Below are 14,792 nucleotides of genomic sequence, written 5' to 3' on the forward strand. Positions count from 1 at the left end.
ATCCACCGCGTTCTGTTTAAATTCGGCTGTAAATTGTTTTTTCTTGTTTGCCATAGATCTTTGCTTCCTTTCGTAGATAGTATAGTTCCATGACATAGGTTTGGTAAGTTAGACTCTCTATTCGGATTATCCTATTTATATTCTAACTTCAAGGTTTCCATGGTGGATCGTCGGTATTTTTGGATCAGGATCTTCAATGCGAAGGCTGCTTCCTTTTCCGTTTCGAATCTCATGTGGTTGAATGATACATAATCTTCTTTCAATCCATGCATCCGCTTCAGCCGCGGGTCGATCTCGAAGAACATGTTTTCAATGGTTGATGTATCGACATTCATTTTGAGCTTGGGGTGATAGTACCGACGATAAGACCGATTGATGTCCCGTTCGTTTTTGAGAAGTACCCAGCGATAATCCCTGAGCAGGATGATCTCTTTAGTATCGGATGGAGTAAAGTCCCTGGGCCCAAGATGAGGATGGTTTCTGAGCCATTCTTTTTTCAATTTCTCCCTTTTACTGCGGATCAAATCGTTCAGATAAATGTTGAGCTGATGATTGATGAAGCTCATGACGTGGAATGAATCCAAGATAGAGGACGCATTGGGAAAGAAGCGAGGAACGTATTCCATATAAGGTTTGTAGGCATCGCTTATGATGCCTTTTACGATACAACGTTCATCCAGCGGGATGCGGTGAAAGTATTCCTCCAATGTAGACTGCCGGCGATTCTCGACGATGTCGATGATCTCGCCTGTCGCGAAATCCATGATGACGAAAGCGTAATTGTGTTCCGGATCAATATTTAGGTAAACTTCATCAATCGAGATATATTCGGTGAGAGGAAGTCGCTGCATATCGACATAAGCGGTGAACAGGTCATGAACTTGTGTGTCTGACATATTGAACCGTCGAGCGACTGAACGAGTGGAAGCGTTGAGATCCTTCAAGGCATCGAGCACAAGGATCGGAGTAAGGTTGGTAAACTGTTTATAACGTTCTACGAAAGGGAATCTTTCATTGAATTGAAGACCGCAAGCAGGACAGCGCCATCTACGCTGTTTGAGACGGATGGTAAGATGAATATTACGTGGCGACAAGCCCACCCAATACGCTGAAATAAGTCCAGTAAAAACAGTGGCGAAGGCCACTGAATCCGCTAGACAAGTCCACCGATTTCAACTCAATGATATAACCTCCAGTTGTAAGATATCTATGGATGAGTATTTTCATATACTCGTCCAATCTTGCAATTAGGAGGTGTTTTTATGCGGGATGTTAAAAAAGTTTTGGAAATGCGTTCCCAAAACTATAGTCAGCGCCAGATTTCTGTAGCGTTGAAGATTTCCAGAGATACGATTCGGAAAATTTTCAATAGGGCTGACTCTAAAAAAATCTGCTGGTCTTCGATCCAGGACCTGAGCGAGCCGGATGTTCAAAATCTACTGTTTAGTGAAGATTTGAAAATCAATCTATCCATCAAACAGCCTGACTTTGGATACATCCACAAAGAATTGTTGAAACCCGGCACAACGATCAAACTGTTATGGGAAGAGTATGCAGATGCCTGTCAATCCATCCAGGCTCCCTTTTACCAATACAGCTACTTTTGCGAAAAGTATCGGGACTATGTCAAAAAACATAATCTTACGATGCACATCAATCATAAGCCAGGAGATAAATTGATGGTCGATTGGAATGGAACAAAAATGGCCGTTTATGATCGCTATACCGGCGAAATGATTCCAGCTTACCTATTCGAGGCGACTTTGCCTTTTAGCATGTATAGTTACGTGCAAGCTTGTCCGAGTATGAAAATTGGCGACTGGATTGACTGCCATATCCAGGCTTATGATTTCTTCAATGGTGTGACACGACTTCTCGTTCCGGATAATCTAAAGACTGGCGTTGTCTCCAATAAAAAATACGAGGATCCGATCCTAAATAGGTCTTATCAGGAAATGGCCGATCACTATGACACGACGATCATTCCGACCCGAGTTCGCAAACCAAAGGATAAAGCAGCAGTCGAAGGCACTGTAGGTGATTGTACAGTAGCCATTGTCGGAAAACTTAGAAACAGGAAGTTTTACTCATTCGAAGACCTGAATCACGCCATCCTCAAAGAATTGGAAAAATTCAACACAAGACCATTTCAAAAACGCGAAGGATCAAGAAAAACAGTATATATGGAAGAAGAGCTTCCTTTCATGAAGCCCCTTCCTGAATATCCTTTTGAAATGAGTGTATGGAAAAGAGCCAAAGTCCAATTGAATTATCATGTAGCGGTAGAAAAAATGAATTATTCCGTACCTCATGAATATGTTGGAAATTATGTGGACGTCAAACTCACGCAAAGCACAGTCACGATCTACTATAAGATGAATCAGATCTGCACCCACGATCGCCTGTACGGGCGTGTAAATCAATATTCGACAAATGAAAGCCATATGCCGGAAAACCATCAGCGATTCCAGTGGAATAAAGAACGATTCATGAAATGGGCTGCTTCCATTGGCGAAAACACTTTGACCGTCATCCAAAAATTATTCGCCCGATACAAGGTGGAAGAGCAAGCGTATAAAGGGTGCATGTCGCTTCTAAAACTCGCAGACAAATATGGAAAAGCCAGACTGGAAGATGCGTGTCAATTGGCGTTGGAGCACATCAGTCAGCCTGGATACAAAAATATTAAAATGATACTCCAATCGAATCAAGATTTGAAAGATAAAAAGAGCGGTCGCCAAAAGGAAAGCGACGTATACGCCTTCGTAAGAGGGAAAGAGTATTACGGAGGAAAATCCAATGGATAAAAAAGCTCTGATGACCAAACTCAAGCATATGAAGTTGCCAGTCATGGCCGAACAATATGAACTTCAAATGGCAGATCCCGCTTATGGCCAATTATCTTTTGATGAACGGTTTTCGGAATTGATCGAAATGGAGTACGCCAGCCGAGTCAACCATACGATCGAGCGTTATATAAAGAACGCGCATTTCTATGATTCGTCCGCCAATATGGAAGCGATCAACTATGATCCCGAAAGAAGACTGGATCGCTCTCAAATGGAGGAGCTGGCCACAAACAATTACCTTGAAAAAGGATTGAATGTGATCTTTGTCGGGGCTGAAGTTAGAATATAAATAGGATAATCCGAATAGAGAGTCTAACTTACCAAACCTATGTCATGGAACTATACTATCTACGAAAGGAAGCAAAGATCTATGGCAAACAAGAAAAAACAATTTACAGCCGAATTTAAACAGAACGCGGTGGATTATGTCTACGCGCATCCTGACATGACCGTCCAGCAATGCGCCGATCATTTGGAAGTCGGAAAAAGCACCTTGGCCCGTTGGAAACGCGAAGCCAAAGCCAACCCAAACCACGAAGTTCCATTTGTAGGATCCGGTCATTATTCTTCAGAAGCCGAAAAAGAAAACATACGGCTTCAAAGAGAATTGCGTGACACGCAGGAGGCTTTGAAAATCCTAAAAAAAGCCATCAGCATTCTGGGAAATTAACACAAGTCATCTATGAACTTGTCACACTGGAACACAACGCCGGAGTTCGCTTCTCCGTGTCCAGAGTGCTGCATCTTTTAAAGCTCTCCACCTCCGGGTATTACGATTTTCTAAAAAGAGAACCAAGCCAACAGGCGCTTCATAAAGAAGAAGTGAAAAAACAGATCAAAGATATTTATGAAGAGAGTCACCAGAACTATGGAGCACCCAAGATTGCAAAAGTTCTCGAAAAACAAGGGATCGTGATCTCACCGCGTACTGTCGGGCTGTATATGCGCGAGATGGACATACAGGCTCAATGGGTCAAAAAAGGCGTAAAAACAACCGTGGACAGCTGTTTCCATACCGAGTTGAAAAACGAATTGCAGAGACAATTCTCACCAGAAAAGCCGAATGCGGTATGGTGTAGCGACATCACCTACATCCGAACGAGATTGTCCGGATTCGTGTATCTGACATGCGTCATGGATCTCTATTCCCGGAAGATCATCGCGTGGAAATTGTCAAAAACGTTGGAAGTGACCGAAGTGCTGGAATGCATCGAAATGGCGAAAACTGTACGTCACATCGACCAGCCGCTCATCATCCATACAGACCGCGGGATCCACTATACATGCGAATTGTATCAACAAATGACCAGGGGGATGAAGCGGAGTTATTCGCAAAAAGGCACGCCGTACGACAACGCGTGTATCGAGTCGTTTCATTCATTGATCAAGCGAGAATGGCTAGGACGATGCGAGATCCAAAACTATCGGCATGCGTCCCGTCTCGTGTGGGAATACATCGAAGGCTGGTACAACACGATCCGGATCCACAGTCATTGCGAATACCAATCGCCCAATGACTATGAAATGGAATGGCACAAGCAAGAACGTAAGAAGTAGCGTGAAAAGAGAAAAAATTCTGAAGCACTCTTTACAGCGGGCTTTCCCCTGATAAGCTAGGGAGGCCATCGAACCCAATGTATACGATCAAGAAATTGGGTGATGGCAAAGAAAGTGGTTCAGGGGAAAAAGGGACCCGGTGTCAAGAGAGGAAGCGGAAGAAATTTTTCGAGTCAGACTACCAAGCGCGCAGTCAGGAAATAAAAAAATCTATTTATTTTATCCGTTTTCTTGACATAGGACCACTGATCGAAAAGCTGTACGACAAGATCGAGGAAAAAGACGCGATCATCCGCAAGCAGCAGAAGATGCTCTTTGGACGACAGAGCGAGAAAGCGGAAGCGATCCAAATGATGGAAAACATGGAGCCGTTGTTCACGATGGACTATCCGGAACCGAAACCGGAAGAAAAGACCCGGAAGGTCAAGGCGCACGAACGCCGCCGCTGTCCAAACCGGACCGACGATCTGGATTCCCTCCCGCATGAAAAAGTTTTGATCGAAGCGAGCGAAGAGGAAAAGACGTGCCCGTGGTGTGGAGGACGGATGATAAAGATCGGCGAGGAGAAAGTGCGGACGATCGTGAAGATCCTTCCACCGCTGATCATCATTGAAGATATGTGTACGGAAAGTTACGCCTGCCCTGCGTGTACGAACGACGGGGAAGGCGTTCTTTATAAAACGAAAGCGCCAGACGCCCTGATACCCGGATTGTATGCCGGTGCGCAGACGATCGCCTACATCGCCAACGAGCGGTATGTCAAAGGCGTACCGTACTATCAGTTGGAAAAAGAGTGGGACCGCTGGAAGCTGCCGATCAGCCGAAGGACGATGTCGAACTGGATGATGCTTGCGTCCGAAAATTATTTCGAGCCGTTATTCGAACGCATGAAAGGCCATCTATTGAAAGAAGAATACATCCACTGCGACGAGACAACGATCCAAGTCAAAGGCGAAGAAGGAAGAAAGGATACGACCAAGTCCTACATGTGGGTGTACAGCTCGGTAAGGGAAAGCGAACATCCGGTCCGATTGTTCGACTACACGCCAGGACGAGGAGGAAAATACGCAGCCAGCTTTTTAAGCGGGTTCACCGGCATCCAGATCACCGACGATTACGCGGATACAATCAGGTGGATCACGACCAAAGAGCGCTATGCTGGGCGCATATTTCGTGGACGCGCTGGAAGTGATAGAAGAAGAAACAGCTGCGGCGTACTGTATTCCATTGTGGAAAGCGCGAAAGCGAACGAGCTCGTACCGTATCAATACATACGCTATGTATTGGAAAAGTTGAACGGAAAGCTCGGCCAGCTGACCGATGAGATCCTGGATCAAGTGATGCCGTGGAATGGCGAAGTCAAAGAGCAATGCGGATGAAGCAAAGAAAATGAGGCGTTCATCTGTGGGAAGAGGTTCTCACAGGTGAATGCTTTTTTTCTAAGTTCTAAAATATTTCAAAGTTTTTATAGTAATTAGTAAAATATCTATTAGTGTAATTGGTTTTCTATGTTAGAATGTTTGGTAAGAAATGCCTTTGAAATCCAATAGATAATGTTATATGTTAAATATAATCTGATATATGACTTTATTTACCGGATAAATAGAAAGAGAGGGGATAAGGCGGTAGAAGTAGAATAGAAAGATAAGAGGAAAGAGCCAATATAAATTGGATAAAGCGATGCTGATAAAATGGAACGTATTTGTTTAGAAACATTTCTAATATTCATTTTTCATTATCCACAATTATCTAGATGTATATAGTGGCGGAAGTTTTGATTAACCGACTCTTCTTATGGATACCATCCTGTGTGCATTGTAGGAGGGGAGGAGATTGTAAGTGTTTCTTAGTATTGGTTTGGTCTTTGAATATTAGCTTTTTCACTTAGCTAATCCAGTAAAGAAGATGTTAAGTTGTAGAGTAGAAGCCAATAAATGAATGGACGTTATTTACTGACTTCTAGAGGTTTTTGATAGCATTTTATGAGTGAAGTGAGGGATATATTATGAAATTTAAATCTGTTGTAAAAACGAATAGAGATCTGAAAAAAAACGGATATAAAATGATTAAAAAGCTACACAAGATGGAAAAGATAAAGGGTACAGAAAAGGCCTATAGGGCTATATATGATGATACTTATATGTTTATTCTTTATTGTAAAGGATTGGTAGAAATGATTGAATTGGAATATGGTGAGAAGGATGAGTACATTCTTTCATTTAAGAAAAAATGTGAAAAATTCATGAATTATCTTTTATGTTTTTCAAAATCAAAAAGTAAAATTGATAAAAACTATTTAGCTAGCTTTTTGAAGAGTTATACAAAGTTTTTCAATAAAATTATTGAAAAAAATTACCCGTTTCTTGTTAATCAAGAACTGGTTGAGAAATGGAATATGGATTGTTTGATGGCATATATTGCAACATGGGGAATTTAACTAGTGGGAAGGGAATTAATTTATGCAATATACCATGGATGAAGCCTTGCCAATACTTAAAAAGGTACTCTCTGAAGGGAGACTGTCCATATTTGCGGGTTCAGGTATTTCGGTGGAATCAGGATTGCCTGCATGGGATGGTTTTGTTGATAAATATATAGAAATATGTGAAAAGCTGAATGAAAGTTTAGATTCATGTGATCAATTTACGGATATAATTAATGACGCAAAGATAAATAAAGATAAAAATCTAATATCTACTATTACTGCCTTGAAGGGCAAAATCAAAGAAGTAAAGATGCATGGGATTAATACAGATTTTTGTGAAGATATGCTCAGTGAATTTTTTTTCAGTGCGAAACCGTGTGATTATCATGAAATAATTGTTTCGACGAACTACAAGCATATCATAACTACAAATTATGATAATTTGCTTGAACAAGCGGCAAGTAAAGAAGGTTATACAAGTCTTTTAACGAAATCATATAGTTATACAGAACAACAGAATCTTTCTATGGCAATATATTCTGGAAAAATGGCAATTATTCATGCACATGGAAAAATCGCGAATATTAAATTGGATGAATTCATTTTAACAGAAGATGATTATCTTGCGATTATGAAACATAATCCTGGATTTAGACTCATAATAAACTCTGTTTTTTTAACTAATTCTGTGATTTTTGCAGGCTATGGAGGAAGTGATCCTCATTTTGAAGATATAGTCAGCGATTTAAATATGACATTAAACTGGAACTCCAAAGGGAGAGACCTGCCAAGATGTTATATTATGCTAAAAAAAGATAAAGTAACCCCGATTAGAGAATTTTTGAGTGATAAGCACAGGGTTGATATTATTACCTTTGAGGAATATTCTCAAATGAAAGATTTTTTGAGAGAACTAGAGAAATGTTCTCCAAGGCCAAAACCTTAAAATAAAAGAGTTATCCTCAAGTGATAGATTAAGCGAATAATAGCAGCTATAATAATAAAAGTCTTAGCAAAAGGTTTAGAAAACCTTTTGCTAAGATAAATTTCTATTTAGCATTGGCGAATTCGTTGTAGAGTCAAATATTTTTTTGCTTTGTAAAAGCAAACACTAGCTTTTCTGTTACATGATGTTGTGTCATTTGATATAAAATTTTGCGTTAGAAAGTCAACTTGCGGATAGTAGAATACAGGGTTCAATAATATTGCGTAGTGAGCAATAACTGTTTTAAATTGGGGATTGTTAAGAAAGAGCATAACGGGAATAAAGAGAGTTAAAAAAGCAATATCATTACCGAAATAATAATAGATACATCCAAGCCATGCAGTTAAAAAATAGTGTATATTATTATGTTTTAGAAAGTGGTGTGGAGATGATAGGATATTCACTAAAATTCCACCCCCATTACCCGTTATAAATCCGGATAAGATAATTACAGAGGGATTACTTGTATATTCCATCGCTGTGTCAATGCCAATGACTATAAAAGCACTAAGACAGAATATATCTAAAAGATAAATGAATACATCGAAATCCTTAAAATATTTTTTAAATATCTTGGAATCAACGATTAGCAAATAAATTATTGAAACAAGAACAATCCAGATTAAATAAGGTAGCGCCGATATGGTCATGATCCAAGGGATGCGCTTAAGTAATAGGGTATCTCTTAAAAAGCCTCCTCCGAAGGAATTTAAGAGAGAATAGAAAATTTTCTCTACTTTCTTTTTAGCCTCTTTTTTGGCGCCCTGTAATGCACATGAACAAATTCCCCAAAAGTTAAATAGCGAAACGATAGTTTTTGAATTCATAGATAATCCTCCTTTACTTCTCAAAACTTGTCTCTGCCTTTTTGTGGGCGAGTTGATTTTAACCCAATCGAGAAGGAGAATTCGAGGGAATTTCTAAAAATTTTAGGGTAGAAAGAAGTTTTGTAACTCCCTTGATTTTTATTAGAAACCTTTAGATATTTTTTCAGTATGTCGGGCATGATGCACATCTAGCCGGTGAAAGTCCGGACCACGGGTAGTCTACTGCCAAGTGTAGCGAACCACAAGCCGCAGACCGTGAGGTCGAGGGTGAAGGAAGTGAGGGAGCAAAGTTCTCGAGTCTACGAACGGAAACGTGATAGAAGGCCAAATGGTGGACAAGGTTGCAACACAAACTAAAGTCCGAAGAGTAGAACGTAAAGACCAAACCGGTAAATCACGAGGCTTGGAACGAAAGATGGACATCTTACCCCGAGAGATCTTGCGGACATTGAATCCGAAACCTTTCAAACAGGGATCGGTAACGAAAATGATGGTCGAAAAAGGTTTGTCGCAAGAAGTCAGCTGAGGTCATAGTAGTCCGGATCAGGATGAAGGACCGATTGTTTGTATAGTGTTTCCCGCTGGGAACAAGCGATATGGAACTCGAAAGTTGTCCTATACAAGCCAAGCGAGGAGCAGAAGCGAAATCTGTATTAAAAGATATGGGGATGGCTGCGAAAATCTTGCAAAGTCAAACGGTTAAACGAATACAGATAGATCGCCGTATACGAGACTCGCATGTATGGTGCGACGAGAGGGGCGCAAAATGATTGTTTTCCCCTCTACACTATTTTAAGAAAGAAAGGGTTATAAAAGTGGGAATCAATAGAACAAAATTAGCATCACTTTTTGTACAGTTTTTTAGGGATAAAAAACAATATACAAACTATAAATTATCTTCTTTACCAGAAGTAAATAAATCGATATTAGAAAACTGGTATTGTGGAAAAACAAAAAATAGTGCATCAAACTACATTTAAAAAATTCATCTCGAATCTCAAAAAAAGTATTGTTGATGATTATGAGGAATTGTCTGATTATGTTGCTGAAGAGTTTTATAAGAACGGAATTTTATATGATGAGGTTAAAAAAATTTTTGATGAAAATAAAGATAAAAAAGACTTTCATAATCTGATTAAACAGCTATTAGACTTACAGCCTTCTTTAACCATGCAGGATTATATTGGGCGAACTAATATAATTGATAGCCTAAAAAGCAATATACAAGAACACCAAAAAAATTTGAATTTAAAAATATAAGGAGAAATGAAAAAAGTTCTATTTCTATTCCTTCTTTAGGCGGGGGAGAAGATTCTGAATTAAATTATTTGATTTTAAATTTTCGAGATAATTATTCATTGGCAATTATTTTTGCGAATCAAGGGTTTATTTTAGAGTGCAAAAAAAAATAGTATAGAAAATATTATTGATAACTTAAAGGATGATGAAGGTATAAAAATGATTCTGGTATTCGTGGATATTATGGATAAAGAAGCAATACCTTTTGATTCAAATTTTCGTGAAAAGTTAATGAAAAAATATAATCTATTTTTTGAATTCATTAGGGAAAAAGAATTATATTCTATACCGATCCAAGGATTAGTCATGGAAAAAGAAGAAAAAAATATTTCTAAATCATTAAATCAGCATAGATATGCAAAACTGATTTTTGATAAGATTATTCGTTATTTCCCAATTATAGAAGATGAAATAATTTTTAATAATCATTCAGATAACATAAATAAAATCTCAAATCCTCTTATGGGATCTAAAAAAATTGAAAGATTTGCAAAAAAAAACTCTTATAAAGGATATTTATAATTATGACTATTTATCAAGACATTCAATTTATTTTGAGAGATCTCTGATTTTCAAAGAAATAAGTGGGGATTTTAAAGAAAGAAGACCCGTTATTGTTGAATTTGGGGCCTTCAATTCATTAATAACACATAATGTAATTGAAGAAAGTGAAAAAGCTTTTTTGTTTACTGAATCATTTCATGCTTATGAATTTATGAAGAAACTAAATAAGAAGTGTAAACTATTTGGTGATAATGTAAATATTAAATTATATTCGTTAGACTTACTGAATGTAGTAAATGAATGTTTGAATCAAATAAATAAAAAGGCGGATGTTATAGTCGTTGGATTTGGCTTAGGAAGCCGAATTAGTAATTTAACTGAGTTTATTCGCTATATATATAGTTGGCTATCAGATACAGGTGTTTTATTTATTTCTTTTTATAATCAAGATTATTTCGATTTAATCAACTCTCAAAATAGAAAGGCCAATAAACCCATAACAGCACTATATTCTCGGCTTGGTTATGAAAAGAAGAAAGATTCACCTTTACTAAAAAATTATAAAAGCTATTCAGTGAAAAATATTAAAACCGCCGTTTTAAAAAGTTTTAAAGAAACTGATATTGATATTTACACTTATCCATATCTTTCTGGAATAATAAAAATTAATGAATACGATAGGTCGGTTCTTGATGAGATTCGAGAGGCGGATAAAAATCATGCGAAACAAGGAAAATTTGGACAGTTTATCTATGCTATAGCTCATAAAAAAGATGAAGAAGTGAAAAATGAGAGTTCAAAAAATGAGGAATTAATAATTTTTTTAGAAAAACATAGAATTCTTTATTATGAAAAAAAAGATCATTTTGGACCAGATTCAAACGGATTATTGAAAAGTTTAGAAGGGGAAGATGATTTTTTAAAAGATACTTTACTTTTGAAAACGGTTGTTTTATATAAAAAAGATAAGGGCTATTCATCTGAAAAGGAATGGATATATATCATTTTGCCATGTAATTATTCAGTTAACTATAGTGATTCAAAATATGCGTTAGTACCGGAAAATGTTATAAATGGAAAATTCGGCCAAAGAGTTATTTCTCCTGTTTCTATTTTTATGTTAAAAGAAGAAAGAGCTGATTCGCAATACGATAATTTATTTTTTTCTTATCGGGATTCAATCACTACGAACTATATACTAGTGACTGGAAGCGCCAATAAAGGGGTTATAAAGTTGAAAAAAGATGATTTTTTCGCATTGGCGACAGAAATGGGTGTAAAATTAGAAAACCAATTTATTTAAAAAATTCTATATTTCAGGATATATATTTAAATGATGATATGAACAATGGATTGTTATGATATCAGTATATATCATAAGATTAAAAAAACGGAATGAGATACTCTATCATCAAATGAATGGTCCGCTGGATTAAGGGATGCATAAAATAGTATTGGGAAATAAGATGAGAGTACATCTGTTTAAAGAGTTTTTACACATGAAGGACTTTTTATAGACGTGATTCTATTTCCCACTTATGGATATATAGTATAATGTCACAGAAAAGGTGATTTTAATTACTTGTAGGAGGTAAAAAGATGAATAAATATTATAAATGGGGGGGGACTTACTGTTGCTGGTATAGTATCTCTTGGGGTTTTATTTTTAATTGAATCTAGTGAAAATAAAACTGCGCTACTTGAAACAGAAAAGGTTCAAGAGAAAGAGCAGAAGGAATATGATGAAGTACAAGATGCTTTCTTTGGGAAAGTGAATAATGTAAATGCTTCTTTTAAAGAATCTATTCCGGGTATTATTTGCTGGGGAGATTCCTTGACGGCGGGAGCTGGAGGAAATGGTGTGACGTATCCTAACGTGATCTCTTCAGAGTTGTCTTCTAAAATAGGTGAAAATTTAGATTTTTCAGCTTTGTTGCCGAAGGAATATCGGTTTCTTGCTTCTTCTCCGCGTGTGAATCAGTTTAATGTACCTGTAATAAATATGGGAGTTGGTGGAGAAAACACAGATACGATATTGGGGAGAAATGGTGTCATGCCAATGACAGTGGGACATGACTTTACGATTCCAAAAGAGCGGACATCGGTTTCGATTGAGATTGATGGCGGCTCTCCATTACGGCAAGGAAATGCTGGATTTGAGGTCGTTAGTATTGATGGTGTAGAAGGCACTCTTTCCATTCAACAAGAAACATACACATCGGCTAAGTATTCTTATTCTTTTATTCGTAATAAAGAAGGAGAGAGTAAGACAGTAACCGCTGGAACTCCACTTGTTCCTAAATATGATGAGGAATACTTGACTTATCTATCAGTTATATTTATAGGACAGAATGGTGGATGGAATAATGATCCGAATGTTTTGATTGACCAGCAAAGAGCGATGATCAATCACTAAACGGCAAATCAAGATAGATATATCATTGTTGGGTTACATACTCTTACGGCTGCGGAACGCGCAAGTTTGGAAAATGCAATGTCAGCCGAGTATGGGGATAAATATATTAATCTGCGTGAATATATGGGCTCTCAGCAAGCTGTGAATGACGCGAATGCGCTTGGTTATCCAATCAATTTTACAGAGTAGGATAAAGAAGATATGGAGAATGGAAAGATTCCTAAATGCTTTTTATCGGATGAGGTACATTTTAATGCAATTGGGTATAGAATTGTTGGAAATTTAATTTATGAGCGAATGGATTCCTTAGGGTATTTTGATGCTGTGAATGAATTAAATAAGATGAATTAAGATAGAAAAAAGGAAAGTATGGAGAATTGGGATGAAAAAGTATGTAAGAATAATGCGGAATTGGACGATTTATATTCTGTTTGGTACAGTGTTATTGACTATTTTTGGAATCTCTGTAAAAATGGTGTTTCTAATTTTTACTGGAGAGTTCGATGGTTCGGAAGGAGATAGTAGCATATTGCTTACTATTTTTTCTATTATTGTAACATTCTGGGTAGGTATCAACATTTACAATAGCTTGGATAAGAACGAAGTGTATAAAAACTTAGACCGAACCAAGCAGATGCTGGATAATGAGCTTAATATAATGAAAGAAAATCTAACGCAGCAATACGAAGTTCTCGAATCTAAGATAGAGGAAGAAATAAAAAAAATTGACGAGAGGAATGAGAAGACTTATGAACTGTTAGAAGATGTGGAAAATGAGTCGGTTGGTTTAACGAATACTTTGCAGAAGGTGCTTTTTCGTTCTGCTTTGGATCGTCAGAATACGTGGTATGAATTGTTTTACGAGTTTAGTGAAGAACTTCAGGAAAAAATTGACCCAAAATCTTTATGTACGATCATTGAAATTGAAGAATTGTATAATAGAACCTATAGGATTTATTATACGGGAGAATACTTTCATTACTTGCAAGACTACAGTACTCAAGGATTAGAATTGGTTCAGAAAGTTAATAAAACCCTTTTTGGTTTGGAAAAATCAAAGTGGAGGGATATTTACCTGGTGATTCGAGAAAGCGATTTTTTATTTTTTCGAGCGATATATTATAAAAGAGAAAGAAACGTTTCGAAATTCATTACGGATCTTAGTCAATCAATTGAAAGATTGAAGGTAATTAATGAATTGTTCAATAGTGGAGAAATAGCGAACTTATCCAATCTATGCTTGACGAAGCATTACAATACGCTTGCCTACTCCTATTTGCTTTTATTTGAAGTATTAGAATATGAAAGCTTTTTACAGGAAGCCAGAAAATGGGCGTTGGAAAGCACACAGAGACAAGATAAAAAGATTGTGTATCCGACATCTTTTCGCCATTTAGGAAATATTCATGAGAAATTAGGAAATTTGGAAGAGGCGATGAGTTTCTATGAAAAGATTTTAGAGGAATTTCCAGAAGATTCAAAAACTTTGTATTGTTCTTATTCTGCAATTTTGAAATATGTAAACTGTAAAATCCAAAAGGGTGATATTACCGATGAATGTAGAAAGAAATTGAATGATGCAGTCAAAGATTTAGAGAAAATAAGCTATAAAGATCAGAATGATTTTCAATTTAAAAATCTTCTTCTTTTTGGATATACTCTTCAATTTTATTTAGCTGAGAATGAAAAAAAGGTTGAATTGATGGAAATGATCAAAAGATTTCTTGAAAAGAATTCAGATCATAAAGGACTTTTTGATCCTCGATTTAGAGCGGATAATTTGAATCGGTTGGTTGACTATCAAAAGATTTTTGATATGGATAGTGAGTGGGTTAATAGTGGTTGTGGTCTATAGTTTTGGCTTTAGCAAGTAAGAGGGTTTGATTATGATGGATATAATGAACGATTTAATTGAATATTGCGAAGAAGA

General features: G+C 37.1%; 15 protein-coding genes. 13 read left to right on the forward strand and 2 right to left on the reverse strand.

Annotated features, from left to right (window positions below; genetic code table 11):
• Window positions 1–131 precede the first annotated feature (131 nt).
• Window positions 132–1,145, reverse strand: a complete 1,014-nt coding sequence (locus ABNS49_RS03330; RefSeq protein ID WP_348687882.1) for a transposase — start codon at window positions 1,143–1,145, stop codon at window positions 132–134.
• 117 nt (window positions 1,146–1,262) lie between these two features.
• Here ABNS49_RS03330 and istA point away from each other — a divergent pair, with 117 nt between their 5' ends.
• The 7 genes from istA (at window position 1,263) to ABNS49_RS03365 (ending at window position 7,777) form a co-directional block, all read left to right on the forward strand.
• A complete protein-coding gene (istA, locus tag ABNS49_RS03335) occupies window positions 1,263–2,807 on the forward strand; it encodes an IS21 family transposase (RefSeq protein WP_348687884.1) in 1,545 nt (514 codons plus the stop codon).
• Window positions 2,800–3,138 carry an ATP-binding protein gene (locus tag ABNS49_RS03340; RefSeq protein WP_348687886.1) on the forward strand — a complete coding sequence of 113 codons (339 nt, stop codon included), beginning with the start codon at window positions 2,800–2,802 and terminating at the stop codon, window positions 3,136–3,138. Before istA ends, ABNS49_RS03340 begins: the two co-directional genes overlap by 8 nt.
• Window positions 3,139–3,219: 81 nt before the next feature.
• Complete coding sequence (locus tag ABNS49_RS03345; RefSeq protein ID WP_277820874.1) at window positions 3,220–3,519, forward strand: transposase; 300 nt, start codon at window positions 3,220–3,222, stop codon at window positions 3,517–3,519.
• Between the two features lie 26 nt (window positions 3,520–3,545).
• Window positions 3,546–4,406 (forward strand): IS3 family transposase, encoded by an 861-nt coding sequence (locus ABNS49_RS03350; protein WP_168353674.1) that lies wholly within the window; start codon window positions 3,546–3,548, stop codon window positions 4,404–4,406.
• Between the two features lie 77 nt (window positions 4,407–4,483).
• Window positions 4,484–5,785 (forward strand): transposase, encoded by a 1,302-nt coding sequence (locus ABNS49_RS03355; protein ID WP_348687888.1) that lies wholly within the window; start codon window positions 4,484–4,486, stop codon window positions 5,783–5,785.
• A gap of 626 nt (window positions 5,786–6,411) precedes the next feature.
• Window positions 6,412–6,843 carry a hypothetical protein gene (locus ABNS49_RS03360; protein ID WP_348687889.1) on the forward strand — a complete coding sequence of 144 codons (432 nt, stop codon included), beginning with the start codon at window positions 6,412–6,414 and terminating at the stop codon, window positions 6,841–6,843.
• A 22-nt stretch (window positions 6,844–6,865) separates the two neighbouring features.
• Window positions 6,866–7,777: an SIR2 family protein gene (locus ABNS49_RS03365; RefSeq protein WP_348687891.1), complete on the forward strand. Its 912-nt coding sequence runs from the start codon at window positions 6,866–6,868 to the stop codon at window positions 7,775–7,777.
• 107 nt (window positions 7,778–7,884) lie between these two features.
• On the opposite strand, the gene ABNS49_RS03370 is transcribed toward ABNS49_RS03365, so the two are convergent.
• Window positions 7,885–8,643, reverse strand: coding sequence for a TRIC cation channel family protein (locus tag ABNS49_RS03370; protein WP_348687893.1), 759 nt, complete (start codon window positions 8,641–8,643; stop codon window positions 7,885–7,887).
• Between the two features lie 942 nt (window positions 8,644–9,585).
• Here ABNS49_RS03370 and ABNS49_RS03375 point away from each other — a divergent pair.
• From ABNS49_RS03375 to ABNS49_RS03400, 6 genes are all read left to right on the forward strand, one after another.
• Window positions 9,586–9,903, forward strand: coding sequence for a hypothetical protein (locus ABNS49_RS03375; protein WP_348687894.1), 318 nt, complete (start codon window positions 9,586–9,588; stop codon window positions 9,901–9,903).
• Window positions 9,904–10,125: 222 nt separating this feature from the next.
• On the forward strand, window positions 10,126–10,464 hold the full coding sequence (locus ABNS49_RS03380; RefSeq protein ID WP_348687895.1) for a hypothetical protein: 339 nt from the start codon (window positions 10,126–10,128) through the stop codon (window positions 10,462–10,464).
• On the forward strand, window positions 10,421–11,749 hold the full coding sequence (locus ABNS49_RS03385) for a hypothetical protein (RefSeq protein ID WP_348687896.1): 1,329 nt from the start codon (window positions 10,421–10,423) through the stop codon (window positions 11,747–11,749). Before ABNS49_RS03380 ends, ABNS49_RS03385 begins: the two co-directional genes overlap by 44 nt.
• A 468-nt stretch (window positions 11,750–12,217) precedes the next feature.
• Entirely contained in the window at window positions 12,218–12,862 is a 645-nt protein-coding gene (locus ABNS49_RS03390) for a hypothetical protein (protein ID WP_348687897.1), read from the forward strand.
• Window positions 12,863–13,063: 201 nt separating this feature from the next.
• Window positions 13,064–13,213 (forward strand): hypothetical protein, encoded by a 150-nt coding sequence (locus ABNS49_RS03395; RefSeq protein ID WP_348687898.1) that lies wholly within the window; start codon window positions 13,064–13,066, stop codon window positions 13,211–13,213.
• 31 nt (window positions 13,214–13,244) lie between these two features.
• Window positions 13,245–14,717: a hypothetical protein gene (locus tag ABNS49_RS03400; RefSeq protein ID WP_348687900.1), complete on the forward strand. Its 1,473-nt coding sequence runs from the start codon at window positions 13,245–13,247 to the stop codon at window positions 14,715–14,717.
• Window positions 14,718–14,792: the final 75 nt, after the last annotated feature.

The organism is uncultured Dubosiella sp., from assembly GCF_964018005.1.
GTDB lineage: Bacteria > Bacillota_I > Bacilli_A > Erysipelotrichales > Erysipelotrichaceae > Dubosiella > Dubosiella muris.